This is a genomic window from Leeuwenhoekiella sp. A2 (assembly GCF_047946655.1).
Lineage (GTDB): Bacteria > Bacteroidota > Bacteroidia > Flavobacteriales > Flavobacteriaceae > Leeuwenhoekiella.
On the sequence record NZ_CP172311.1, the window covers coordinates 4,187,974 to 4,212,307 of the forward strand.

A 24,334-nucleotide genomic window follows, 5' to 3' on the forward strand; every position below is an offset into this window, starting at 1 on the left:
CAAGTTATTTATGGACAAGTAAACCGTTTTTGAATAATAGACGTGAAACAAGAATTAACAGATATGCTCAAACAAACTCTCTGTTTATTTTTGGACTGATATTTTTATCCATTTCAAGTCTTATCCAATTTTATATAGAATTTCATTATGTCAATTACGAAATTCTAAAAGACGTTGGATTTTACCTTTATTTAGTTCCTGTTTTTGTCTTTGCCTATAATTGGATTTATATCTCGCGAATTTATAAATCAACCAAACCGTTTATAATATCATTTATAATATTTGTAACTTACGGACTGATATTGAGCGGAATAAAAACGTGAGGTAACAATGTATATAAAAAATAGCGCAAGGTTTTGCTCACACTAAGGTTTGGGCGTTTTTGGAAAGTCGCCAAATTTTTAAATTTGGCGATTTCCAGTAAAAAGATAAATAGTAAAATTTAAAAATTAGGCTTGTGTATAATCCGAAAAGTAACAGCTTATTTTCAGCGCTACTTTTCATATACGGAGCCGTTATACGTAAATGCTCCGCAAATTAAGCCGCAAGCAGAGCGGACAAAACTTGACGGACTTTGACAAGGCTCCTGAATATTTGAAAATCTAAGCGGATTTTTAAGCAGCGGACGCGATTTTTGGTACTTGCAGGCGGGTTTTTCGATTCCAGAAAATCGGTGAAATGTAGGCAAAAATCGATGGTTTTTAGTGTAAAATCTCTTTTTTCTCCAAGCACTCGTGTCGCATCTCCGTATAACACTGGCTATAAGCAATTGCTTCGGAATTTTCTATCGAAAATTCCTATCCTTCTGCAAAGGTTTGTAACTAAGCGAAAATCCTAGCGGATTTTTACGCAAATGCGTATAGCCGAGAACCGTTACCTGTAATTTTGCCTCAACTTTATGGTAGAAAAAAAAGACATCGAAAAATTAATTGTTCAGCACAAAAAAAGCAACATAAATAATCATTGGACTGATTCATTTTTTTACAACGCAACAAAATATAGTGGCGAAGTAAGAGAAAATGAAATCCTACTATGGAGATCGGACTTTTTCCTAAGAGGAGCCTATCCGATTTTTCACATTAAATTCGACCAAAATGACAAAATGCAAGGAGTAAAACTTGAAAAAAATCCTTTCCATAAACTATTGAATAAATTGTCAATCGGATTTTTTGCCGTAATTATAGCTTTCCTTTTCATCACATCTGAATTAAGGTTTGCTGTGATAGCCACGTGCGGAATTTTAATTATTGGATTTTTACTTAGAATTGTATTACATAAAAGTAAAAAATATGAAATCGGACTGATGACAGACGAATTGAAATTGACAATAGAACAAATTGAGCAAGAGAAAAATCCTGAATTGACCAAAAGCAATGCAACTAAGCCAGCAAAAGCGAAAACCAAAGAATGGACATTGGGAAAGATTTTAACTCGATTGATTTTATACCCTTTTTGCGGATTAATAGTTTACTTTTCAATAGTTGGATTAATCCCAGAAGGGAAGAGAATCTTAGGAATATTCGGAGTAATTATTGGATTAGGATATCCGATTGCAGATTTGATACTAGCATTTGGAATAAAAAACTACAGGTAACAATGTATATAGCTCATAGCTAATCAGTTGCTTAATCGAAGTTAAGGTATATTTGCAAGTCCGCCAAATTTTTAAATTTGGCTTATTGAGACAAAAAGGTAATAAGAAAATTAAAAAATTCGGCTCGTGCTCAACCGAAAAATGATAGCTGATTTGCACGCTACAAGCCATATACAAACACGTTGTACGCAATTTGAGAAATGAACATAAGAATTACATATTTCATAATCTTTTTAATCTTATGTGGTTGTAGTGACCCTTCATATCAAATTACTCAAGACGGAATAAACAGAGACAAACCAATTCAAGACGGTTTTGACTTGATTGAAATATTCGTAACGGAATTTAATGAAGAAGGAAGACCGACAAAATATACTGATGGAACATCACTCTTTTGTGGACCAACAAAAGGATTTTCTGGACATTTAGGCGAAAACGTATTTAGTCAAACAGAAAAAAGTTTGATTTCGAAAAATCGAAAAAAAATGAACACCATAATGGCTTTGAATGGAAACTCACTTGGTGGAGAAGGACACGACAAAAGAATTATGGAATACATTGATAGTAAAAATCTTATCGACAGTATAGTCAGTGAAAACTTCCCTTTTGAAGCCCAAAGAAAAATCGGATTTTTTGAAAAAAGTGAAAATTACAAATGGGTTTTCACAAAAGACGGAGTAGCTGACCTAAAATTTTATGACTATTCAAAAAATGTGTTTGACACGCTACCAATGGACTTGAAAAAGAACCAATGGTATCTTTTAAATTTTTCTAATGCTTCGAATATAATTGACAAAGTATTTTTTAGAGTAAAGGAAAACGGAGAAATAGAGCAATTTGAATATTATAAAGTAATAATGGGAGTATGAAAAAACTGCGTACAACAAAGTATAAAAGCAATAACGGCGGATTTTCTGCCGAAAATCAGCGCGTTCCTGCTACTTTTCCGCAAAGCGGAAAATTTGTTGTATATTTTTTCCGTTAAAGCGTTTATACAAAGCCGTTACAGCACATATTGACACTGACCACAGAGAAAATAAAGAATAACTATCCACTTGTATTAATTAAACTATTAATAGTAAGCCTATTTGTTATTTCTTTAATTAGTGGATTTATTAAAACGTCATCATATTTAAATCTGACAGGAGATGAAAATGGATTTCTAAAAGTGCTAAACACAAACGAAAACTCTTTTTTCAGACCTGCAATAATTCTCCTAATTCCGCTTGGTGGAATATTTATTAATAAACGAATTGGCTGGATTTTAATACAATCTTATTTCTATTTTCTGATCACACGTTTAGCTTTCAAAGCAAGCTATCTGGACTTAACAGACCTAATGCTGACTGTGATAAATGCTGTCGGATTCTTACTCTTACTGCTAATAATCGTAATAATGAATAAAAGAAAGATTAGTCATTCAATCTATAAAATACCTAAAAAGGGTTTGATAAATATGAATATTATTGCCTCTGTTATTGGTATGTCTATAACGATAATTTCAGCGAACATGTAAGGTAATTACCTAGAGCAAAAATACGTGCTGTAACACTGGCTATAAGCCATAGCTTCCTCCCTGCCCTTTTGGAAATCCTGCGGATTTTCTCTCGCCAGTTTCTTTTTGTTATCTTAGTTTTCAAAACCACGCTACGGACACATAGCCTAACCCGTTATACGTAAATGCTCCGCAAATTAAAACGCAAGCAGAGCGGACAAAACTCGACGGACTTTTACAAGGCTCCTGAATATTTGAAAATCTAAGCGGATTTTTAAGCAGCGGACGCGATTTTTGGTACTTGTAGGCGGTTTTTCGATTCCAGAAAATCGGTGAAATCTGGGCAAAAATCGGTGGTTTTTGGTGTAAAATGCCTTTTTTCTCCAATCACTCGTGTCGCATCTCCGTATAACACTGGCTATAAGCAATTGCTGCGGAATTTTCTATCGAAAATTCCTATCTTTCTGCAAAGGTTTGTGGCTAAGCGAAAATCCTAGCGGATTTTTACGCAAATGCGCATAGCCGAGAACCGTTGTGTGTAATGCGACCAAACCAACAAACTAACTGAAAAACTTCAAAATTATGGCAAATTACTACTGTAAAAATTGCGGAACGAAATATTCAAGTATTTCGACAATGACAATCAATAAATGTTCAAGACATCCAATCGGAACAAACAAAGGGGCACACGAACTTTACGAGGGAAGTGAAAAATCTCGTTACGAATGTAAATATTGCGGAACTAAATACAACAGTATCTCTTCTATGACTGTTAATAGATGTGCAAGACATCCAAACGGAACGAACAAAGGACAACATTCACCTGCATTATAAACATATGGAAAATATAAAATCAACTGATTTTTATAATGCGTGGATTGAAACTGTGTTTGAGCGCAAAGCTGAATTACTTAAAATTTGGCGTAACGCTCGTGAATTCACAGCCTGTATCAAAGGTTGTGAAAACTCAATTGTTGCGGATATAGGGAAAAAGCTAAATCTATTGACTTATGAAAATGACTATTATTCAATCGACACAATTTTCTATCGCCCTGAGGATTTAGCACCGAAAATTAAACCCAACACATATTGGTTTAGGGACATACGAATTGCATTTGAACACGAAAACAGTTTTAACAGCGGACTTTACCAAGAGATTTCGCATTTATTGATAACGAATTGTGACCTAAAAGTATTAGTTGCCTATCCGGATTATGAACCTGACGAGATGCTAATTGAACTTCACGAAATAATCAAAGGAAACAGACAATCCACGGAAATAGAAAAAAATGAAAATTTCCTACTGATTTTTGGTTACGAAAATGGTTTTGAGTGGGAAGGTTATGTTTATAAGGAAACGGAATGGAAAAAACTGTAGTGAAAGCACTACACACAACAATGAACTAAGCTAAAATCCAAGCTTTCTTCTACTTATTTTACCATGTAGTTAGCATCATAGCATAATCCGGATTTAGCTATTGCAAACGCTTGTTTTATCAGCTTGTTACAAACTGCAATCAAAGCCAATTTCTTACTCTTTCCCTTAGACACGATACGATCAAAAAGAGCTTTGCACTGCGCATTGTGAATGTAGGCGGTAAAACTGCACATAAATAGATGGTTACGCACAAGACCGTCGCCTGTTTTACTTATTCGCGACCTTCCCCGTATACTACTTCCAGAGCTACGTTCATTTGGTGCTAATCCCAGATAGGATGATACTTGTTTATAACTTAAAAAATCTTTGAAGTTAGCCGTACTAAGCATCAATAATACTGCTGTCTTTTTACCTATTCCTGGAATAGTCTGGAGTCTTGCGTATAAGGATGGCTCATTCGCTTTTATCAAAGCCTCAACCTCCTGTTCCAACAGCTGACGCTCTTTTTTAAGAGCTCGTAATTGACGCTTTATGGAAGTAATCATCTTGCCTTTAGTCTGCCCACGACTCTCAAATGCGTGCAACTTGTTCTTCAAGGCCGTAGATTGCTTCAAATACATTTGTATTAATGATAGCAATTCTCTGCCGCTCTCTATATACTCAGGGTCTGGTTCCCAATGCTCTAACTCCTGTTCACAGCTGTACCTGTAGATCATCAAAGCATCACTCTTATCGGTCTTTACGCGCTTGAGCTTCATCTGTATATACCTTTTGATAACCAAAGGATTTACAACACTTACACAAATACCCCTGCCATACAAAAACATAGCAAGCTGGTGATGATAACAGCCTGTCGCTTCCATAACACAATGAGAACTCTCCGGAATAGCCTTTAAAAAAACTTTAAAACCTTTCGTATCATTGGAATAACTACTGTGCCCAGTTTGGCTGCAATAAACATCAAAGCAGTCCTTTGAAATATCTATCCCAAAAAATAATGTACTTTTAATCATAGAATAATTAATTTAGAAAAGAACAAGCTACTTGATTTACAACATCCTAAAAACAAGCTCTAAAGGCCTAATGAACTAAAGGTAATTAAGTAGTAAAAGAGCAGGGATTTACATTGTTGACGGAATCTGAAGTTCCTACGGCTATACTAACCTTACTCTGCTCTTTTGTTCTTTTGAATTGATATTGAAATTTAATAGAAACAAACTTAGGATGTGTATAGCTCATTGCGGCTGAATTCCTAATCGGAATTCATTGCAATTTGCTATCTTTCGGTTACGGCGGAAAATCCTCGCGGATTTCCCGCAACAAGCCATACACAAAACCGTTATACGTAAATGCTCCGCTAATTAAAACGCAAACAGAGCGGACAAAACTTGACGGACTTCTAAAAAGCTCATGAATATTTGAAAATCTAAGCGGATTTTTAAGCAGCGGACGCGATTTTTGGTACTTGCAGGTGGGTTTTTCGACTCCAGAAAATCGGTGAAATCTGGGCAAAAATCGGTGGTTTTTGGTGTAAAATCCCTTTTTTCTCCAATCACTCGTGTCGCATCTCCGTATAACACTGGCTATAAGCAATTGCTGCGGAATTTTCTATCGAAAATTCCTATCTTTCTGCAAAGGTTTGTGACTAAGCGAAAATCCTAGCGGATTTTTACGCAAATGCGCATAGCCGAGAACCGTTAGCTGCAACCCGAACGAAACATAGTTTTGAGAATAGACAAATGACAGATTTATTAAATCTTATAAGTTTTCAAATGTTTGCATAATGACATTTTGTAGGCGTTCTTCATTCTTATCACCCCAATCCCCTAAAGCTGAAATCACAGGAATTAGAGTTAACCCAAAATCAGTTAGAGAATACTCAACCTTGGGCGGAACAACAGGGAATATTTTCTTTGTAACTAATTCGTGCTGTATCAATTCATTCAACTGAATGTTTAATACTCGCCTTGAAGCATCTGGAATTTTTCGTTGTAATTCGCTTGGACGTTTATGACCTTCATTAATAAACCATAGTAAACGGATTTTCCATTTTCCATAAAGTACTTCACCAATTAAGTCAAGTCCACAATTTAGGTTCAATGGTATTTTTCTATTTTTCATAGAACAAATTTAGTACTATGTACCAAATTGTACAATAGGGGAAAAATTTATCCCTATGCAATTCGATTTTCCGTACTTGTATAAACTGTTTATATGATAGAATTTTGCCCTAAAATATTTATTAAAATGGAGCAGTTTAATTTCAATAACGAATTATTAGGAAAAATAGCCTTGGTGACAGGAGGCACAAAAGGTGCAGGAAAAGCAATAGCAGAAAGACTTTTACAAGCAGGTGCAACCGTTATAATAACAGCAAGAAATGAACCCGAAAATAAAAATCAAAATCTACATTTTATTTCAGCAGATTTAAGCAAACCTGATGGAACAAAAAAAGTAGTTAAGGCAGTTTTAGAAAAATATAGCAAACTTGACATTCTCATAAATAACCTTGGAGGTTCTGAAACACAAGGTGGTGGCTTTGCAGTGTTAACCGATGAAGATTGGGAACATTCCATTCAAACCAATTTGCTTGCACCAGTTCGGTTAGACCGTGGATTTTTACCAAAAATGATAGAAAATAAAAATGGCGTTATCGTTCATATCGCTTCCATTCAAGCAAAATTACCTTTGTACGACAGTACTTTGCCTTATGCATCTGCAAAGGCGGGTTTATTGAATTACAGTAAAAGTTTATCCAATGAAGTTGCACCAAAAGGTGTTCGCGTATTGACTGTTTCGCCAGGTTGGATAAATACTTCCTCATCAAAAGCAATGATGGAGCGAATAGCAGAAAGTTCAAACATAACCATTGAACAAGCCACACAATCCGTAATGGATGGTTTAGGCGGGATACCTTTTGGACGACCAGCCCAGACCGATGAAATTGCTGAATTGGTTGGTTTTTTAGTTTCGCCAAGAGCCAATTATCTGACAGGAACAGAATTTGTAATAGATGGTGGAACCATTCCTACTGTATAATTTAAATAATAATTAAAAATTAAAAACAATGGACATACCAAAAGTATTAACAGAACTAGTAAAACACAAGAAAATTTTGACAGCACATCCTATGCGGATTGTTTTACGGAAACAGCAGTGGTTGTTGACGAAGGCAAAACATACATCGGAAAAAACGAAATCAAAAGTTGGATTGAGAAAGCCAATAAGGAATACCAAGTAACAATGAAACCAATTGAATATTCAGAAACAACAGAAATTCTAAAAGCTGAAATTTCGGGCAATTTTCCGGGAAGTCCAGTTATTTTAACTTATAACTTAAATTTTAAAAACGAACTCATTCAATCCTTGAGAATAACTAGCTGACAAAAAAGGGCAGCAGCTAACAATGTATAAAAGCAATAGCGGTTTGGGTACTAACTCGAACCGTTTTTGTGTTTAATTAAGTATCTTGTAATCCGAAAGTCAGTAGTATTTTAATCCGCTACTGCTCTTATACGATACCGTTAGCGGCAAGCGAAAATCGCCTCAAGCCTTACCTATTCCGAGCATTGCTTTTGTCAGTTTGTTATCTCGCGGTCTATCTTCGACGCTTTTTTACTTCGTTTGATGCGATAAGCAATATTGAATGATTGTTATGATGATTCTTTTCGTACCTTTAATAGGCGAAATTTAAAGAACAACTTAATATTATGAATCATGACAATCACTAAAGGATTATTAGTTCGTTTAGAAGCGAAACATGGTAAAGATGACGAGGTGGAAGATTTCCTTTCGTCTGCCCTTCCGCTAGTACGGCAAGAGGCTGGAACAAAAGCTTGGTTTGCCCTCCGTTTTGGCCGGTCCGAATATGGCATCATTGATTTTTTCCCTGATGAAGCATCCCGTGATGCACATCTTAAAGGAGCAGTTGCCACCGTTTTAATTCAGAAAGCAGATGAATTATTTGAAACCTCCCCGGATATTCAAAAAATAGATATTCTCGCCAGCAAATTACCATCCGTAGCGCCAGCAGAAACTAATACAAAAGGACTATTGCTCACATTTAAAGCAAAAGAGGGCCACGAGCAGGAAGTGATACAATTTTTAAAAGATGCTCAGCCTTTGGTCATGGCGGAAGAAGATACAATAGCTTGGTTTGCTATCCATCTACCGAACGATGAGTACGGCATTTTCGATGTTTTTCCTGACAATGGTGGCCGTTTAAATCATCTTGTAGGCCGCGTTCCTCAAGAATTAGCCAAACATGCACTTTCATTGCTTGGCAGTTTCCCAGATATGCATTTGCTTAAAATTACAGCCGAGAATTTTAATCCTTGAGTAAAATAAAGAAACTCATTATCCAAATGCCTGCCGCTAACACACGCTAAGCGATCATTGCCAAGGAGTTAGGCAAAATGAAGTTCAATATTACGAGAAAGTTTTATATTCACCGAAAGAACGCAGCCCGCTTTGCTTGGCAACGTCGCCTAGCGCGAGGACGTTAGCGACAAGCAAAACAAACGTGTGAATTAAATATATTTTATACGTGTATTTATTTTTTTCATATCTTTGTGGAAGAACTTTAATAATATCGCCATGAACACAAAACTCACTTTAACAATTGAACAAGAGATTATTAAAAGAGCAAAGGATTATGCTAAGGAAAAAAACCGTAGTCTTTCTGATATAATTGAAAATTACTTAAAAGTTCTTACAAAGGAAGAAAAGCAACAAAAAGACAAAAAATTGAATCCTGTGGTTAGTTCCTTAAAAGGTTCTTTCAAGATGCCAAAAAATATGGATTATAAAAAAGAACTCAGAAACCGTTTAGAAGAGAAATATTTATAATGGATAAAGTTCTTATTGACACAGATGTCCTCTTAGATTTCTTTTTTGATCGAAAACCGTTTGCGGAATTTGCTGGTGAAATTCTAAATCTTTGCGAGGAGAATAAATTAAAAGGTTACACAACTCCTGTAATTATTTGCAACGTATATTACTTATTAAGAAAAACAGCAAACCACGATCTGGTTATAGAAAAAATAAAACAACTTTTAACCCTAATAGATGTACTTATAATGGATAAAGAAGTTGTGTTAGATTCCTTGAATTCAGGTTTTAAAGATTTTGAAGATGCACTACAGAATTTTTCAGCTGTAAAAAATGGAAAAATCAATATTGTCTTGACAAGGAATATCAAAGATTATAAAAAAAGTGATTTGGCTGTATTAACTCCAGAAACATATTTAAAAGGAAACGCCAGTCGCTAACACTATATAACAGAAATGGTGGCTAAGAGAAGATTTCAAAAGCCGCTGTTTATTTGTGAAAATCGGTTAAAAGCCGAAAAATTGGTAATTTACTCCACCACTTCGGTTATACGAGACCGTTACATACAAGAGCGCCACAAAATTAAAATTGCTTACTAGCTTCAAAAATCTAGTATTTTACCACCAAAATCGCTCAAAAACATCTCAAAACTGGAAGGAAACTGTCAGGAAACGTTCAGGAAGATTGCGGATAAAAATCCGGTTTGCGGACCAAAAAAACGCTAAAAACCTATCAAAAATCCGACAGAACCTAGGCGCAAACGTTGCGGAAAAAATCCATTCGGCGAACCAAAAAACTCCTAAAAACGCCGAAAAACTATCTCAGCGGATTAGAAAATCAGAATGGATAAAAACCACTAAAAATTGACCAAAATCGCGGACAATCAATCAAAACTGAGAACGGATTTTAGAATATTACGGACTTCTCTCCTAGCTAAAAAAGCTGAGTTGGTTAAATGCTCCAGTATGTAACAAAGTATAAAAGCAATAACGGCGGATTTTCTGCCGAAAATCAGTGCGTTTCTGCTACTTTTCTGCAAGCGGAAAATTTGTTGTATATTTTTTCCGTTAAAGCGTTTATACAAAGCCGTTACCCACAAGCTGAAAACCAGCCACATATTTTAGCACTTTCGGTTTTTGCTGACACACAAAGCCAACGCTAAAAAAACCAAAAGAGCTAAAATTTTCCCAACGCTTGAGAATTATGTATTTAAGTATTTGCTTAAATAAGAAATAAACGTAACTTTGTGTTATGGAAAATAATTCTTGCATAAGACAACAAGCCGATATTAAACAAATAAATCGTTGCAAAGACACAGTTTCGGAATTAAGCGAATCGTTCGACTATTTGGCGAACGGACTTTCATTAGTCGGAAATAGCGTTCGACTAAAAATACTTTACCTACTCTTTGAGGAAAAAAGACTTTGTGTTTGTGATTTAAGCGACATTCTCGGAATGAATATTTCTGCTATTTCTCAACATTTGAGAAAAATGAAAGACAGAAATCTATTGGAAACCGATAGAGAATCCCAAACGATTTTTTACTCACTTACGGCTGAATACGAAAAATTACTGAACCCATTCTTTGAGATACTTGATAAAAACAAAATTTTAGAAACGATATGAAAAGCGAAAACAAATTAATTGGTGCAGGTTTGTTAACTGCTATTACAGCTTCATTATGTTGTATTACACCAGTTTTGGCTCTAATAGCAGGAACAAGCGGAATTGCTTCAACATTTTCGTGGATTGAACCTTTTAGACCTTATTTAATTGGACTGACAATTTTAGTTCTTGGCTTTGCTTGGTATCAAAAACTTAAACCTCAAAAAGAAATCGACTGTGATTGTGAGACGGACGAAAAACCAAAATTTATTCAATCAAAAAAATTTTTAGGAATTGTAACCGTATTTGCAATTGTAATGTTGGCTTTTCCATATTATTCAGGAATTTTTTACCCAAACACAGAAAAGCAAATAATTGTAGTTGACAAATCGGATATTAAAACAACTGAATTTAAAATCAGCGGAATGACTTGTGCGAGTTGCGAAGAACACGTAAATCACGAAGTAAATAAACTCAACGGAATTGTAAACTCAAAAACGTCCTACGAAAATGGAAATGCAATCATTGAGTTTGACAAAACCAAAACCAACGAAACGGAAATCGAGAAAGCAATTAACTCAACAGGTTATAAAGTAACCGACAAAAAAGAAAACTAATGGAAGTTCAATTAAAATCAGAAATTACTTGCCCAAATTGTGGACATAAAAAAGTAGAAGATATGCCAACAAACGCTTGTCAATTTTTCTACAAATGTGAGAATTGTAAAACGGTTTTGAAACCAAAAGAGGGAGATTGTTGTGTTTATTGTTCTTATGGTACAGTAGCTTGTCCACCAATTCAAGAAAATAAAAGTTGTTGTTAAAAAGCCAACGCTAAAAGCCATACACATTTGTAATTCACTTCAGCCGACACACAAGCCAAAAATCACAAAAGAGTATGTCTTTGCCAACGCTGAAAACCAAGCTGAACGGAATAAAGCCAGTGGGTAACAACGTATATAAAAAATAGCGGTTTAGGTGCTAAATCGAAATGGATTTTATAAATTTAAGGTCTGTGTTTAACCGAAAAATTAGTGCAAAAAATCCGCTACTTTTCATATACAAGACCGTTACACGCAAGAGCTTCACAAAATTGAAGTTCGATACCAACTTCTAAAATCAGGTTTTTAAGCCAAAAATCATCCGAAAATATCTCAAAATCGGACTGAAACGGTCTGGAAACTTTGCGGAGAATTTCGGACAAAAACTTGGTTGGCGGACCAAAAAAACGACCAAAAAATACCGGGAAACGGACCTGAAAATCAGAGCGGAAAAAGTGGATCAAAACGTTCAAAAATCTACCAAATTTGATCAAAAATCGGTAAATTATAGAAGAAAATTGGAATCGATAAACTGACTAAACTCGCAACGTAAAAATACCGGAGTTGGGCCGTGCTCCAGCGTGTAACAAAGTATAAAAGCAATAACGGAGAATTTTCTGCCGAAAATCAGCGCGTTCCTGCTACTTTTCCGCAAAGCGGAAAATTTGTTGTATATTTTTTCCGTTAAAGCGTTTATACAAAGCCGTTGGCAATAATACAAAAACAGAAATCTGAATGAAAAATTGGAGTAAAGAAGCAGCTTTAAATTCTCTGAATTTAGCAATTGAGGAAATAGACAATTTGATGACTCTGAAAAGTAATTCAACTGAACATATTAGATGGCTTTCTAATACATTAAGACTTTTAAAAGAGGTGTTCGGACAAAATTCTACATACTACCAAACTTTACATCACTTGAGCTGGCGAGAAACAGGTCAAATGCTGATCCAAAGTTGGGACGTTGAGGGAGCAATTGAGAGAAGACATCATCAAGCATATTTAGGTCAACTTGAAACTGCTAAAGGGTTATTATTAGCTTCAAAAGACCATTTAGAAGCAAGTGAAATAAGTGAAGTCTATAACGGAGATAATACGGCAGAAGAAGCAAGTGACTTAATTCAAATTATAAATTTGGGAGAAAAGAAACTACGAAAACTTATTAGAGAAACACCTACTAAAGAGAAGCAAGTCCAAGATAAATATGAAGATTTGTTAATAGCAAATGATATAAATTATGCAAGAGAATTTCCTCATATTGAATATTCATCAAAACAATATGTTCCAGATTTTAGTATTGAGAAATTGGACCTAGCGATTGAAATTAAACTGTGTAAGAAAGATGAAAAATTATTAATAGCACAAATAAATGACGACATTTTAGCATATAAAACTAAATTTAGAAATTTAATATTCTTGATATATGACATCGGACAAATTAGAGACGTTGATAAATTTAAAGATTCAATTGAACTTCACGAAGATGTTATTGTGCAAATAATTAAAGAATAAAGTACTATTGCCAACACCGTATCCTATGAAAAGCAATAATCCACTTTTCCAAAGTTAATATTTAAATTTTAATTAGTTCATAATGATGATTTTGAGGTGTTGAATAGTTGATAACTCCGATAGGATTATCCATTATTCAACACCATATAACTTGCTCCGCATCCTATATGTGGTCCATCTTAAATGGCCACCAGCATCTGTATGATTATAAGCTATAATAAGCCCGTTCACTTGCTATAAAATGTGATCCACTTCTTGAATTAAGGGTCACCTACGGTGTTTTGTGATCCGGGCTGTATCTACTTTTGGTTGAGCTTTGTTATCTAGTTTATGTTAAGCCACTACACCTATGACATAGGGTGTTTCTGTTTTAATTACCGCAAGGGTTCGACTCAATAGTTTCCTGGCCACCTTGACGATGATACTCTTTACGTTCTTTCCTTGGTGCTTGCGGTAATACTCCTGCATTACAGGGTCTGTCCTGATTGCCTGCCAGGAGGCCTCTATAAAATAGCTGCGTATCAAACGGTGCGCGCGAGGAGTTATACCGGTAGTACGTAAATTATCACCGCTCTGGTGTATTCCAGGAGCCAATCCCACATAGCCCGAGAGGTGTTTTAAATCCCGAAAACGACGAAGGTTTCCCAGCTCACATAAAATACCACAGGCAACTATACCACCAATGCCGGGTATACTGCGCAAAAGCATATAATCCGTCTTGTAATATACCTTGCAGAACCTGCGTAGGCCCGTTGAAACATCACGAACCTCCTGATCGATGAAACGAAACATACGCATACGGCTATCAAGGGTGGCACGCGCAGGGCTATAGGCAAACTCAAGGTTGTCCAACCAATCCCTAAAAGAATGGCTCCAATGACTGTTATCATATTCCTTGGGCAGGCTTACTCCCATATACAGCAGCTGTGATTTGATCAAACTCTTGATGCGGCGGTAATCCTTCACAAGATCATTGCGACGGCGAAAAAGACTGCGCAGTTGCTCCCGCTGAATATCTGGAACGTGAATACTATCTAAGCGACCGTCCTTAAGCTCTCTGGCTATCAACTGGGCATCTATGCGATCGGTCTTGGTATGACGCGCCTTGCCTGTTCTGTAAATGTCCGCAGGGTTAACCACAAGGGACTTCCAGCCATAACCCTCAAAACTACGGTGCGCATAATACCCGCAACATCCCGCTTCATAGGCCGTGGTAACCTTATAACCTGAATAGTGGCGTGAAACATAATCCCACAACTTATCTGGATCAGGATCCATAGAAAAAGTCTTCCCTACTGAAAGATCTGTAGCACAATGTATCTTCCAGCTACGCTTGTGAATGTCAATACCAATGTATAAATTCGGGCAAGCAGTGTGTTCTAATTCCATATCTTAAATTTTTAGAGAACTTTAAAGATAGTGGACACGCTGCTTTTACATAGATGCTAAAATTAATTGCTAGTGCTGGTTTACTTACGAAAATCCTCGCGGATTTTCTATTCGGTTAATATTTACTAAGTTTATAGCTACAACCACGCAACTAATCTTATACAAACACGTTATACGTAAATGCTCCGCAAATTAAACCGCAAGCAGAGCGGACAAAACTTGACGGACTTTGACAAGGCTCCTGAATATTTGAAAATCTAAGCGGATTTTTAAGCAGCGGACGCGATTTTTGGTACTTGCAGGTGGGTTTTTCGACTCCAGAAAATCGGTGAAATCTGGGCAAAAATCGGTGGTTTTTGGTGTAAAATCCCTTTTTTCTCCAATCACTCGTGTCGCATCTCCGTATAACACTGGCTATAAGCAATTGCTGCGGAATTTTCTCTCGAAAATTCCTATCTTTCTGCAAAGGTTTGTGGCTAAGCGAAAATCCTAGCGGATTTTTACGCAAATGCGCATAGCCGAGAACCGTTGTATTTAATTGCGCAGCTTTTTTGGAATGGGTGGTTTTTATTCGTTTAGAATGGAGGGTCAATGCAGCTTGATAAAGCTGCTCAAGTCTTTAGCGATTGTCATCGTGGAAAGCCCACTTTCCAACGTTGAGAACGTTAAAAGACTTGAATAAGGTAGCGATTTTTTTTGACAATGTCAAGTTCGATACCGCATGGATCCGTAATCTAAACGAATAAAAACGCTTGCCCGACGGGGTTTATCCCCAGATAAAGACCATAGGGCAAGGCCGCACCCATGATTTTCCATTTTTTCCAAATCAGTACGCGAAGCTGCACAACTCCGTCCTTTTCGCCCCTTTTGCTAAGGCAATTGTCGAGGGCGAAAGAACTAAACACAACAGCGCATATAAGCCATAACGCCCCATCATTTCTGTGAAGGTATCGTCTTTTGAAAAAATATGATACCTTTAGTGAGCGGAGGTGAGGCGTTACGGCTCATATCCGCGAAACGTTACACGCAAGAGCTTCACAAAATTAAAGTTCGCTACTAACTTCAAAAATCTGGTTTTTTAACCCAAAAATCGCTCAAAAACATCTCAAAACTGTCTGGAAACGTTGTGGGAAATTGCGGATAAAAATCCCGCTTGCGAACCAGAAAAACGGCCAAAAGCACCGAAAAACTGACTCAGCGGACCTGAAAATCAGAGCGGAAAAAGTGAATCAAAACGTTCAAAATCTACCAAATTTGATCAAAAATCGGGAAATAAAGATAAAAACAGGAATCGATAAACTGACTAAACTCACAACGCAAAGAACCGGAGTTGGGCCCGTGCTCCAGCGTGTAACAAAGTATAAAAGCAATAACGGCGGATTTTCTGCCGAAAATCAGCGCGTTCCTGCTACTTTCCGCAAAGCGGAAAATTTGTTGTATATTTTTTCCGTTAAAGCGTTTATACAAAGCCGTTGTATTTAATTGCGCAGCTTTTTTGGAATGGGTGGTTTTTATTCGTTTAGAATGGAGGGTCAATGCAGCTTGATAAAGCTGCTCAAGTCTTTAGCGATTGTCATCGTGGAAAGCCCACTTTCCAACGTTGAGAATCGTTAAAAGACTTGAATAAGGTAGCGATTTTTTTTGACAATGTCAAGTTCGATACCGCATGGATCCGTAATCTAAACGAATAAAAACGCTTGCCCGACGGGGTTTATCCCCAGATAAAGACCATAGGGCAAGGCCGCACCCATGATTTTCCATTTTTTCCAAATCAGTACGCGAAGCTGCACAACTCCGTCCTTTTCGCCCCTTTTGCTAAGGCAATTGTCGAGGGCGAAAGAACTAAACACAACAGCGCATATAAGCCATAACGCCCCATCATTTCTGTGAAGGTATCGTCTTTTGAAAAAATATGATACCTTTAGTGAGCGGAGGTGAGGCGTTACGGCTCATATCCGCGAAACGTTAAACACAATAGCTCCATAGAGATTTAAGTTCGTTACCAACTTCCAAAATCCGGAATTTTACCACAAAAAACGCTCAAAAATATCTCAAAATCACACCCAATCAAACTGGAAACTGAATGGAAAATTGCAGATAAAAACCTGCCTTGTGGAGCAAAAAAACGGCCAAATATTGTGGAAATCAATATTGTAATCTGAAAGCGCTAAAAATCAGTAGCAAGTAAAATCATGCCGGAAACTGAACGGAAGATTATGGAAAAAAATAGATAACCAATACGTACAAAAGCGAACTGGAAACTCAAAAAATCCACCGAAATTAACCAAAATCGCAATTCCAGAAATAAATTTGAAAAAGTGACAGACATATATAGAATACTAAAAATGCTAGAGTTGGGTAAGTGCTACAGTGTTTAACAATGAACTAAGCTAAAATCCAAGCTTTCTTCTACTTATTTTACCATGTAGTTAGCATCATAGCATAATCCGGATTTAGCTATTGCAAACGCTTGTTTTATCAGCTTGTTACAAACTGCAATCAAAGCCAATTTCTTACTCTTTCCCTTAGACACGATACGATCAAAAAGAGCTTTGCACTGCGCATTGTGAATGTAGGCGGTAAAACTGCACATAAATAGATGGTTACGCACAAGACCGTCGCCTGTTTTACTTATTCGCGACCTTCCCCGTATACTACTTCCAGAGCTACGTTCATTTGGTGCTAATCCCAGATAGGATGATACTTGTTTATAACTTAAAAAATCTTTGAAGTTAGCCGTACTAAGCATCAATAATACTGCTGTCTTTTTACCTATTCCTGGAATAGTCTGGAGTCTTGCGTATAAGGATGGCTCATTCGCTTTTATCAAAGCCTCAACCTCCTGTTCCAACAGCTGACGCTCTTTTTTAAGAGCTCGTAATTGACGCTTTATGGAAGTAATCATCTTGCCTTTAGTCTGCCCACGACTCTCAAATGCGTGCAACTTGTTCTTCAAGGCCGTAGATTGCTTCAAATACATTTGTATTAATGATAGCAATTCTCTGCCGCTCTCTATATACTCAGGGTCTGGTTCCCAATGCTCTAACTCCTGTTCACAGCTGTACCTGTAGATCATCAAAGCATCACTCTTATCGGTCTTTACGCGCTTGAGCTTCATCTGTATATACCTTTTGATAACCAAAGGATTTACAACACTTACACAAATACCCCTGCCATACAAAAACATAGCAAGCTGGTGATGATAACAGCCTGTCGCTTCCATAACACAATGAGAACTCTCCGGAATAGCCTTTAAAAAAACTTTAAAACCTTTCGTATCATTGGAATAACTACTGTGCCCAGTTTGGCTGCAATAAACATCAAAGCAGTCCTTTGAAATATCTATCCCAAAAAATAATGTACTTTTAATCATAGAATAATTAATTTAGAAAAGAACAAGCTACTTGATTTACAACATCCTAAAAACAAGCTCTAAAGGCCTAATGAACTAAAGGTAATTAAGTAGTAAAAGAGCAGGGATTTACATTGTTGACGGAATCTGAAGTTCCTACGGCTATACTAACCTTACTCTGCTCTTTTGTTCTTTTGAATTGATATTGAAATTTAATAGAAACAAACTTAGGATGGCTATAAGCCATAGCTTATTCCCTACCCTTTTGGAAAATCCTGCGGATTTTCTCCCGCCAGTTTCTTTTTGCTATCTTAGTTTACAAAACCACGCTACGGACACATAGCCTAAACCGTTATACGTAAATGCTCCGCAAATTAAAACGCAAGCAGAGCGAACAAAACTTGGCGGACTTTTAAAAAGCTCATGAATATTTGAAAATCTAAGCGGATTTTTAAGCAGCGGACGCGATTTTTGGTACTTGCAGGTGGGTTTTTCGACTCCAGAAAATCGGTGAAATCTGGGCAAAAATCGGTGGTTTTTGGTGTAAAATCCCTTTTTTCTCCAATCACTCGTGTCGCATCTCCCTATAACACTGGCTATAAGCAATTGCTTCGGAATTTTCTATCGAAAATTCCTATCTTTCTGCAAAGGTTTGTGACTAAGCGAAAATCCTAGCGGATTTTTACGCAAATGCGCATAGCCGAGAACCGTTGTAAAACATTATGACCGAAATTACAAAGAGAGAATGACAAGACCTTTCAGGAAAATAAAAGATTGGTTTCAAAACTGGAAGTTCAAACTAGAACATAATAATAATGCTAAAAGGCTTAATTCAGAATTAGAGAAAGCATATTATAAATCAAACTCGACCGACATAATAAAAATACTCTTTGAACTTGATAAAAAAGCTGGATTAAGTTCTTATGACATTGTTCCTTTTTTAAAGAGAATTAAGTTAATGCCCTATAGGAATTCCTTTGTAGAAAAAGGAAGTGGCGGCGCGGTTACTGACAGACATAGAAACGATGAACTTTTTAAAGAACTTGAACAACTCGATTTTATAAGGATAATAGAAAATAAACTGTTTTCAGAATCAAGAGGAACAAGATATAAAACTCCTGCCGAAGAATGTGTTTTAAAAGTTAAGTTATTACCCAAAGGGATTGATTATTTAATAGAATACAAAAAAAGAAAAAAAGACTATCGTTTTGCTATTATAACCATAGTTTTATTATTTATGACAGCACTGTTTTCAATACCACAAGCTTGTAATAATTGGGAACAATATCAAACGTTAAAGGGCGCCAAGAAAAACGAAGAGATGAGAAAATTCAAGTCTAATATAAAAGAAAACGACAGCACAATAGGGAGAAATAAGAATAAGCTGGAAAACGGTGTAAAACCGAACTCTTAATCAAACCAATCTCCGAAAATGCCTCAACATTAAACAAAACAACGTTTTACAACAATGCATAACAGAAATGGTGGCTAAGAGACGATTTCATAAATCACTGTCTATTTGCGAAAATCGGGTCAAAATACCAAAAAATCGGTAATTTAACTCCACCACTTTGGTTATACGAGACCGTTGTAAAACATTTGAAAAAAACCATCGCCATACTAATATTGAGTTTTCTGCTATTTAGTTGCGGACAGAATAACAGCGAAAAGAAACAAATAGCGATTGAAAAACCAATCCAACATTTTATGACTTTTCGATTGGCAGATAATGAATTAGTTGAATATGATATCGACACACTTAAAAACTTCAATGAAATATTAAAAATTCTGGACGAAACAGATTGTTTAAGAGAATACGCAATGTTTAAATTGGAAACAGAAGATAAAATCTATAAAATTCAACCTTTACAATTTTGCGAGAGTATATTTGATTACAAATTGAGGGAAATACTTTATGTAAATACTGATAGCATTACTGTAAACTACGAACTGAAATTTCCAATTGATAGCCTAAAATTAGCTTTGACAAATCATTTATTTAATCCAAGTAATGATAGAAATTATTCTCTTGCAGACGAGAAAAAACTGATTAGTATAAACATTGATAGCACTAAAAATATAGCTCAAACTAAAAAACTACTTTTGAATTTAATTAAGGAATTAAATGAAATGGAAAATAAGCCTAATTTCGGTTTTATGTTTGAGGATAAAGGAATATTTCCGAAACCAATTATTGTGGAATAAAACGTTTTACAACAACGTATATAGCTCATAGCTGGGCAGTTGCTTAACTCAAAGTTCAAGCATATTTGCGAAGTCCGCCAAATTTTTTAATTTGGCTTATTGAAAAGAAAAGGTAATAAGAAAATTAAAAAATTCGGCTCGTGCTTAACCGAAAAGTTATCGCTAATTTGCACGCTACGAGCCATATACAAGACCGTTATAGCCAATTAAAAAAATGTGCTTTCCTGAAATAGGTTGACTAAAAATTAAACCTTTTAGCACTATACCTAATGAAAGACGAAAAACCACCCTGCCGAAAAAATTCTTACAAAAAAGTAGGTTATGAACTCAAGCTGTTGATCATCGACCAGATCCAGAACGGACAGATTTCCGTAAACCACGCTTCTGAAAAATACCAGATCTCCAGGTCCTCTATTGACTATTGGTTAAGAAAATATAGTACTTTAGAACAAAAGAAACGAGGCATGAGCAAGAAAGACGAGATCAAAAAACTTAAGGAACGTATCGAAGAACTCGAGTTCGTAAAGGACTTCCAACAGGATGTTATCGCCGATATGGAACTCATCACAGGAGTCGATATGGCAAAAAAGTCATTACCCAAAACATTGGCAGAAGAGATCGAAAAAAAGAAACAAGACCGTTTAAAAGAAAATGGTTGATACAATGTTTTGGGATCAGTAAACAAGCCTTCTACAAGCGCTTGAGATCGCATAAAACCAAAGTAACCAATGACCAGATCATAATCCAAATGATCAGGGAGTATAGAAACGAAGTCGGGCTAAGAACCGGAGGGATCAAACTCCACGATAACCTTAAACCCAAAATGGAACAACGGGGAATAAAAATGGGAAGGGACAAGTTCTATAGGCTCTTAAGAACCTATAACCTATTGGTACCAAGGACCAAACGATTTTTTATAACCACCAATTCCAAACATCAATTCTATAAACACAAAAACCTGGTCAAGGACAAAGCCCCTACCCGATCCGAACAGCTCTGGGTAAGTGATATCACCTATATCAAAACAGAAAAAGGGCACAGTTACCTGGCTCTGGTCACAGATGCCTATTCTAAACAGATAATGGGCTATAAACTTGCTAACCATATGAAGACATCACTTTGTATAGACGCTCTGGCTATGGCTATTAAAAACCGCAAATACCCCAATGAAAAGCTCATCCACCATTCCGATCGGGGATTTCAGTACTGTAATCCAGCATATACCGAATTTGCCAGACAAAACGGGATTACCATGTCCATGACACAGCAATATGACCCCTACGAAAATGCTGTGGCGGAACGCATCAACAGAACCTTAAAATATGAATACGGACTTAAAAAAACTATAAAAAACTGTACCTTAGCTAAGAAGATGATCAAAAGGGCCGTGCATATTTACAACAACAAGAGAACACATCTAAGCTTGAAACTCAACACACCAGCCTTTGTTCATATAAACCAGAATGTACCCTATCGTTCCTACAAAAAGAATAAAGAAAATCTAGAATTTTTGACCTTTTAAATAACCAAAAATGAACCCGAAAAAGGTCAACCTATTTCAGTATAATACAAAACTCAATGGCACAAAAACCTGATACAACTAAAATTCAATTAATTAGTGATGATTATAAAGTTCTTAAAAAGAATGATAATATAATTGTTATTGAACAAAAAGATAAAAGTGAAAATTCTAAAAGCTTTTATGAAACACCTCTTTTTTTAAGCTTGTTCTTTCCAATCGTTATTTCGTTATGTGGATTTTTTATTGCACGTTGGTGGTTTAGGTTAAAAGAGAAAAAAGAAAATGAAAAACTTGAAGTGGAAGTGGAAAAAATAAGAGAAGATATAAGAGTACTAAAGAAATCATTTCAGCCAATAGTTTTATCAACCATACAACTCACACAGGAAAAATTAATTAACGATAAGATACTAGCCTTAAAAGAATTAGCTTCTTTTAGATATAAGTTCTTTGCGATGGAACAAGATTATATCCAGGGACAGCCATTTATTGAAGATACTTTTGAATATCACCAATCTGTTTATGGAAAAGTAAATGAAACTTTATTAAACGATTTAAAAGAAATAGTTTTAAAAAAGGGATTTCTATTTCCAAAAGGAATCAAAGACAATATGAACTTGCTTATTTATGAATTATCTGACATCTATGAAATTCAAAAAAGGGAATATTCTAGTCAAATACAAGAAATGCCTAATGAAGTAATTAAAATATTAGAAAGACTTTCCGAGAAACTAAATATTGTTATTGATGATATAAGAACAGACCTTCACATAGATAATAGTTTTATACACGACTTTATTGAAAAATATAAAGATTTGTAAAATAACTGGCTATAACACCATATCCTATGAAAAGCAATAATCCACTTTTCCAAAGTTAATATTTAAATTTTAATTAGTTCATAATGATGATTTTGAGGTGTTGAATAGTTGATAACTCCGATAGGATTATCCATTATTCAACACCATATAACTTGCTCCGCATCCTATATGTGGTCCATCTTAAATGGCCACCAGCATCTGTATGATTATAAGCTATAATAAGCCCGTTCACTTGCTATAAAATGTGATCCACTTCTTGAATTAAGGGTCACCTACGGTGTTTTGTGATCCGGGCTGTATCTACTTTTGGTTGAGCTTTGTTATCTAGTTTATGTTAAGCCACTACACCTATGACATAGGGTGTTTCTGTTTTAATTACCGCAAGGGTTCGACTCAATAGTTTCCTGGCCACCTTGACGATGATACTCTTTACGTTCTTTCCTTGGTGCTTGCGGTAATACTCCTGCATTACAGGGTCTGTCCTGATTGCCTGCCAGGAGGCCTCTATAAAATAGCTGCGTATCAAACGGTGCGCGCGAGGAGTTATACCGGTAGTACGTAAATTATCACCGCTCTGGTGTATTCCAGGAGCCAATCCCACATAGCCCGAGAGGTGTTTTAAATCCCGAAAACGACGAAGGTTTCCCAGCTCACATAAAATACCACAGGCAACTATACCACCAATGCCGGGTATACTGCGCAAAAGCATATAATCCGTCTTGTAATATACCTTGCAGAACCTGCGTAGGCCCGTTGAAACATCACGAACCTCCTGATCGATGAAACGAAACATACGCATACGGCTATCAAGGGTGGCACGCGCAGGGCTATAGGCAAACTCAAGGTTGTCCAACCAATCCCTAAAAGAATGGCTCCAATGACTGTTATCATATTCCTTGGGCAGGCTTACTCCCATATACAGCAGCTGTGATTTGATCAAACTCTTGATGCGGCGGTAATCCTTCACAAGATCATTGCGACGGCGAAAAAGACTGCGCAGTTGCTCCCGCTGAATATCTGGAACGTGAATACTATCTAAGCGACCGTCCTTAAGCTCTCTGGCTATCAACTGGGCATCTATGCGATCGGTCTTGGTATGACGCGCCTTGCCTGTTCTGTAAATGTCCGCAGGGTTAACCACAAGGGACTTCCAGCCATAACCCTCAAAACTACGGTGCGCATAATACCCGCAACATCCCGCTTCATAGGCCGTGGTAACCTTATAACCTGAATAGTGGCGTGAAACATAATCCCACAACTTATCTGGATCAGGATCCATAGAAAAAGTCTTCCCTACTGAAAGATCTGTAGCACAATGTATCTTCCAGCTACGCTTGTGAATGTCAATACCAATGTATAAATTCGGGCAAGCAGTGTGTTCTAATTCCATATCTTAAATTTTTAGAGAACTTTAAAGATAGTGGACACGCTGCTTTTACATAGATGCTATAAGCTATGGCTTGGTCAGTCCTCACTTGGAAAATCCTGCGGATTTTCCATAGCCAGTTTTTATCTGGAAAGATAAGTGCCGAGACACGCCACAGCCCATATACAAAACGTTACACGCAAGAGCTTCACAAAATTGAAGTTCGATACCAACTTCTAAAATCAGGTTTTTTCAACCAAAAATCGCCCGAAACATCTCAAAATCGGACTGAAACGGTCTGGAAACTTTACGGAAAATTGCGGACAAAAACTTGGTTGGCAGACCAAAAAAACGACCAAAAATACCGGAAAACTGACTCAGCGGACCTGAAAATTAGAGCGGCAAAAACGGATCAAAAATGTTCAAAAATCCACCTAAACTGATCAAAAAT

21 protein-coding genes and 1 pseudogene are annotated in these 24,334 nt (G+C 36.4%); 17 read left to right on the forward strand and 5 right to left on the reverse strand.

All coding sequences use genetic code 11. From position 1 onward, the window contains the following. The first annotated feature begins 898 nt into the window (after window positions 1-898). The 3 genes from ACH3PA_RS18350 to ACH3PA_RS18360 all read left to right on the forward strand — a co-directional run bounded on the left by ACH3PA_RS18350 (window position 899) and on the right by ACH3PA_RS18360 (window position 4,467). A complete protein-coding gene (locus ACH3PA_RS18350) occupies window positions 899-1,594 on the forward strand; it encodes a hypothetical protein (protein WP_416448333.1) in 696 nt (231 codons plus the stop codon). A 200-nt stretch (window positions 1,595-1,794) separates the two neighbouring features. After that, complete coding sequence (locus tag ACH3PA_RS18355) at window positions 1,795-2,463, forward strand: hypothetical protein (RefSeq protein ID WP_416448334.1); 669 nt, start codon at window positions 1,795-1,797, stop codon at window positions 2,461-2,463. Between the two features lie 1,464 nt (window positions 2,464-3,927). Further along, complete coding sequence (locus ACH3PA_RS18360; protein ID WP_416448335.1) at window positions 3,928-4,467, forward strand: hypothetical protein; 540 nt, start codon at window positions 3,928-3,930, stop codon at window positions 4,465-4,467. Between the two features lie 53 nt (window positions 4,468-4,520). On the opposite strand, the gene ACH3PA_RS18365 is transcribed toward ACH3PA_RS18360, so the two are convergent. Together ACH3PA_RS18365 and ACH3PA_RS18370 are read right to left on the reverse strand one after the other, a co-directional pair. Next, entirely contained in the window at window positions 4,521-5,480 is a 960-nt protein-coding gene (locus ACH3PA_RS18365; protein ID WP_416441748.1) for an IS110 family transposase, read from the reverse strand. Between the two features lie 745 nt (window positions 5,481-6,225). After that, window positions 6,226-6,588 (reverse strand): winged helix-turn-helix transcriptional regulator, encoded by a 363-nt coding sequence (locus ACH3PA_RS18370; protein WP_416448336.1) that lies wholly within the window; start codon window positions 6,586-6,588, stop codon window positions 6,226-6,228. A gap of 93 nt (window positions 6,589-6,681) precedes the next feature. On the opposite strand from ACH3PA_RS18370, the gene ACH3PA_RS18375 reads away from it, so the two are divergent. From ACH3PA_RS18375 to ACH3PA_RS18410, 8 genes and pseudogenes are all read left to right on the forward strand, one after another. Next, a complete protein-coding gene (locus ACH3PA_RS18375; protein ID WP_416448337.1) occupies window positions 6,682-7,506 on the forward strand; it encodes an SDR family oxidoreductase in 825 nt (274 codons plus the stop codon). A gap of 678 nt (window positions 7,507-8,184) precedes the next feature. Then, window positions 8,185-8,487: pseudogene (locus ACH3PA_RS18380) on the forward strand (putative quinol monooxygenase); the annotation flags it as partial. A gap of 576 nt (window positions 8,488-9,063) precedes the next feature. Next, complete coding sequence (locus ACH3PA_RS18385; RefSeq protein WP_416441772.1) at window positions 9,064-9,315, forward strand: DUF6364 family protein; 252 nt, start codon at window positions 9,064-9,066, stop codon at window positions 9,313-9,315. Beyond that, on the forward strand, window positions 9,315-9,737 hold the full coding sequence (locus tag ACH3PA_RS18390; protein ID WP_416441770.1) for a type II toxin-antitoxin system VapC family toxin: 423 nt from the start codon (window positions 9,315-9,317) through the stop codon (window positions 9,735-9,737). The genes ACH3PA_RS18385 and ACH3PA_RS18390 overlap by 1 nt, the downstream gene beginning before the upstream one ends. Window positions 9,738-10,548: 811 nt before the next feature. Then, window positions 10,549-10,923 carry an ArsR/SmtB family transcription factor gene (locus ACH3PA_RS18395; protein WP_416441768.1) on the forward strand — a complete coding sequence of 125 codons (375 nt, stop codon included), beginning with the start codon at window positions 10,549-10,551 and terminating at the stop codon, window positions 10,921-10,923. Next, window positions 10,920-11,519 (forward strand): mercuric transport protein MerTP, encoded by a 600-nt coding sequence (gene merTP, locus ACH3PA_RS18400; protein WP_416441766.1) that lies wholly within the window; start codon window positions 10,920-10,922, stop codon window positions 11,517-11,519. The genes ACH3PA_RS18395 and merTP overlap by 4 nt, the downstream gene beginning before the upstream one ends. After that, window positions 11,519-11,725 (forward strand): GDCCVxC domain-containing (seleno)protein, encoded by a 207-nt coding sequence (locus ACH3PA_RS18405; protein ID WP_416441764.1) that lies wholly within the window; start codon window positions 11,519-11,521, stop codon window positions 11,723-11,725. The genes merTP and ACH3PA_RS18405 overlap by 1 nt, the downstream gene beginning before the upstream one ends. Before the next feature lie 732 nt (window positions 11,726-12,457). Beyond that, window positions 12,458-13,231 carry a hypothetical protein gene (locus ACH3PA_RS18410; RefSeq protein ID WP_416441762.1) on the forward strand — a complete coding sequence of 258 codons (774 nt, stop codon included), beginning with the start codon at window positions 12,458-12,460 and terminating at the stop codon, window positions 13,229-13,231. 333 nt (window positions 13,232-13,564) lie between these two features. Here ACH3PA_RS18410 and ACH3PA_RS18415 read toward each other — a convergent pair whose 3' ends face one another. Next, entirely contained in the window at window positions 13,565-14,620 is a 1,056-nt protein-coding gene (locus tag ACH3PA_RS18415; RefSeq protein WP_416440323.1) for an IS110 family transposase, read from the reverse strand. Between the two features lie 1,134 nt (window positions 14,621-15,754). Here ACH3PA_RS18415 and ACH3PA_RS18420 point away from each other — a divergent pair. Beyond that, complete coding sequence (locus ACH3PA_RS18420) at window positions 15,755-16,102, forward strand: hypothetical protein (protein WP_416448338.1); 348 nt, start codon at window positions 15,755-15,757, stop codon at window positions 16,100-16,102. 931 nt (window positions 16,103-17,033) lie between these two features. Here ACH3PA_RS18420 and ACH3PA_RS18425 read toward each other — a convergent pair. Continuing rightward, on the reverse strand, window positions 17,034-17,993 hold the full coding sequence (locus ACH3PA_RS18425) for an IS110 family transposase (RefSeq protein ID WP_416441748.1): 960 nt from the start codon (window positions 17,991-17,993) through the stop codon (window positions 17,034-17,036). A gap of 724 nt (window positions 17,994-18,717) precedes the next feature. Here ACH3PA_RS18425 and ACH3PA_RS18430 point away from each other — a divergent pair. The 5 genes from ACH3PA_RS18430 (at window position 18,718) to ACH3PA_RS18450 (ending at window position 22,517) form a co-directional block, all read left to right on the forward strand. After that, on the forward strand, window positions 18,718-19,386 hold the full coding sequence (locus ACH3PA_RS18430; protein ID WP_416441760.1) for a hypothetical protein: 669 nt from the start codon (window positions 18,718-18,720) through the stop codon (window positions 19,384-19,386). 185 nt (window positions 19,387-19,571) lie between these two features. Continuing rightward, complete coding sequence (locus tag ACH3PA_RS18435; protein WP_416441758.1) at window positions 19,572-20,177, forward strand: hypothetical protein; 606 nt, start codon at window positions 19,572-19,574, stop codon at window positions 20,175-20,177. Window positions 20,178-20,446: 269 nt separating this feature from the next. Continuing rightward, window positions 20,447-20,836, forward strand: a complete 390-nt coding sequence (locus ACH3PA_RS18440; protein WP_416441756.1) for a helix-turn-helix domain-containing protein — start codon at window positions 20,447-20,449, stop codon at window positions 20,834-20,836. Then, on the forward strand, window positions 20,833-21,699 hold the full coding sequence (locus tag ACH3PA_RS18445) for an IS3 family transposase (RefSeq protein WP_416441754.1): 867 nt from the start codon (window positions 20,833-20,835) through the stop codon (window positions 21,697-21,699). The genes ACH3PA_RS18440 and ACH3PA_RS18445 overlap by 4 nt, the downstream gene beginning before the upstream one ends. A 56-nt stretch (window positions 21,700-21,755) precedes the next feature. After that, window positions 21,756-22,517: a hypothetical protein gene (locus tag ACH3PA_RS18450; RefSeq protein WP_416441752.1), complete on the forward strand. Its 762-nt coding sequence runs from the start codon at window positions 21,756-21,758 to the stop codon at window positions 22,515-22,517. Between the two features lie 334 nt (window positions 22,518-22,851). Here ACH3PA_RS18450 and ACH3PA_RS18455 read toward each other — a convergent pair whose 3' ends face one another. Further along, a complete protein-coding gene (locus tag ACH3PA_RS18455; RefSeq protein WP_416440323.1) occupies window positions 22,852-23,907 on the reverse strand; it encodes an IS110 family transposase in 1,056 nt (351 codons plus the stop codon). Between the last annotated feature and the right edge of the window lie 427 nt (window positions 23,908-24,334).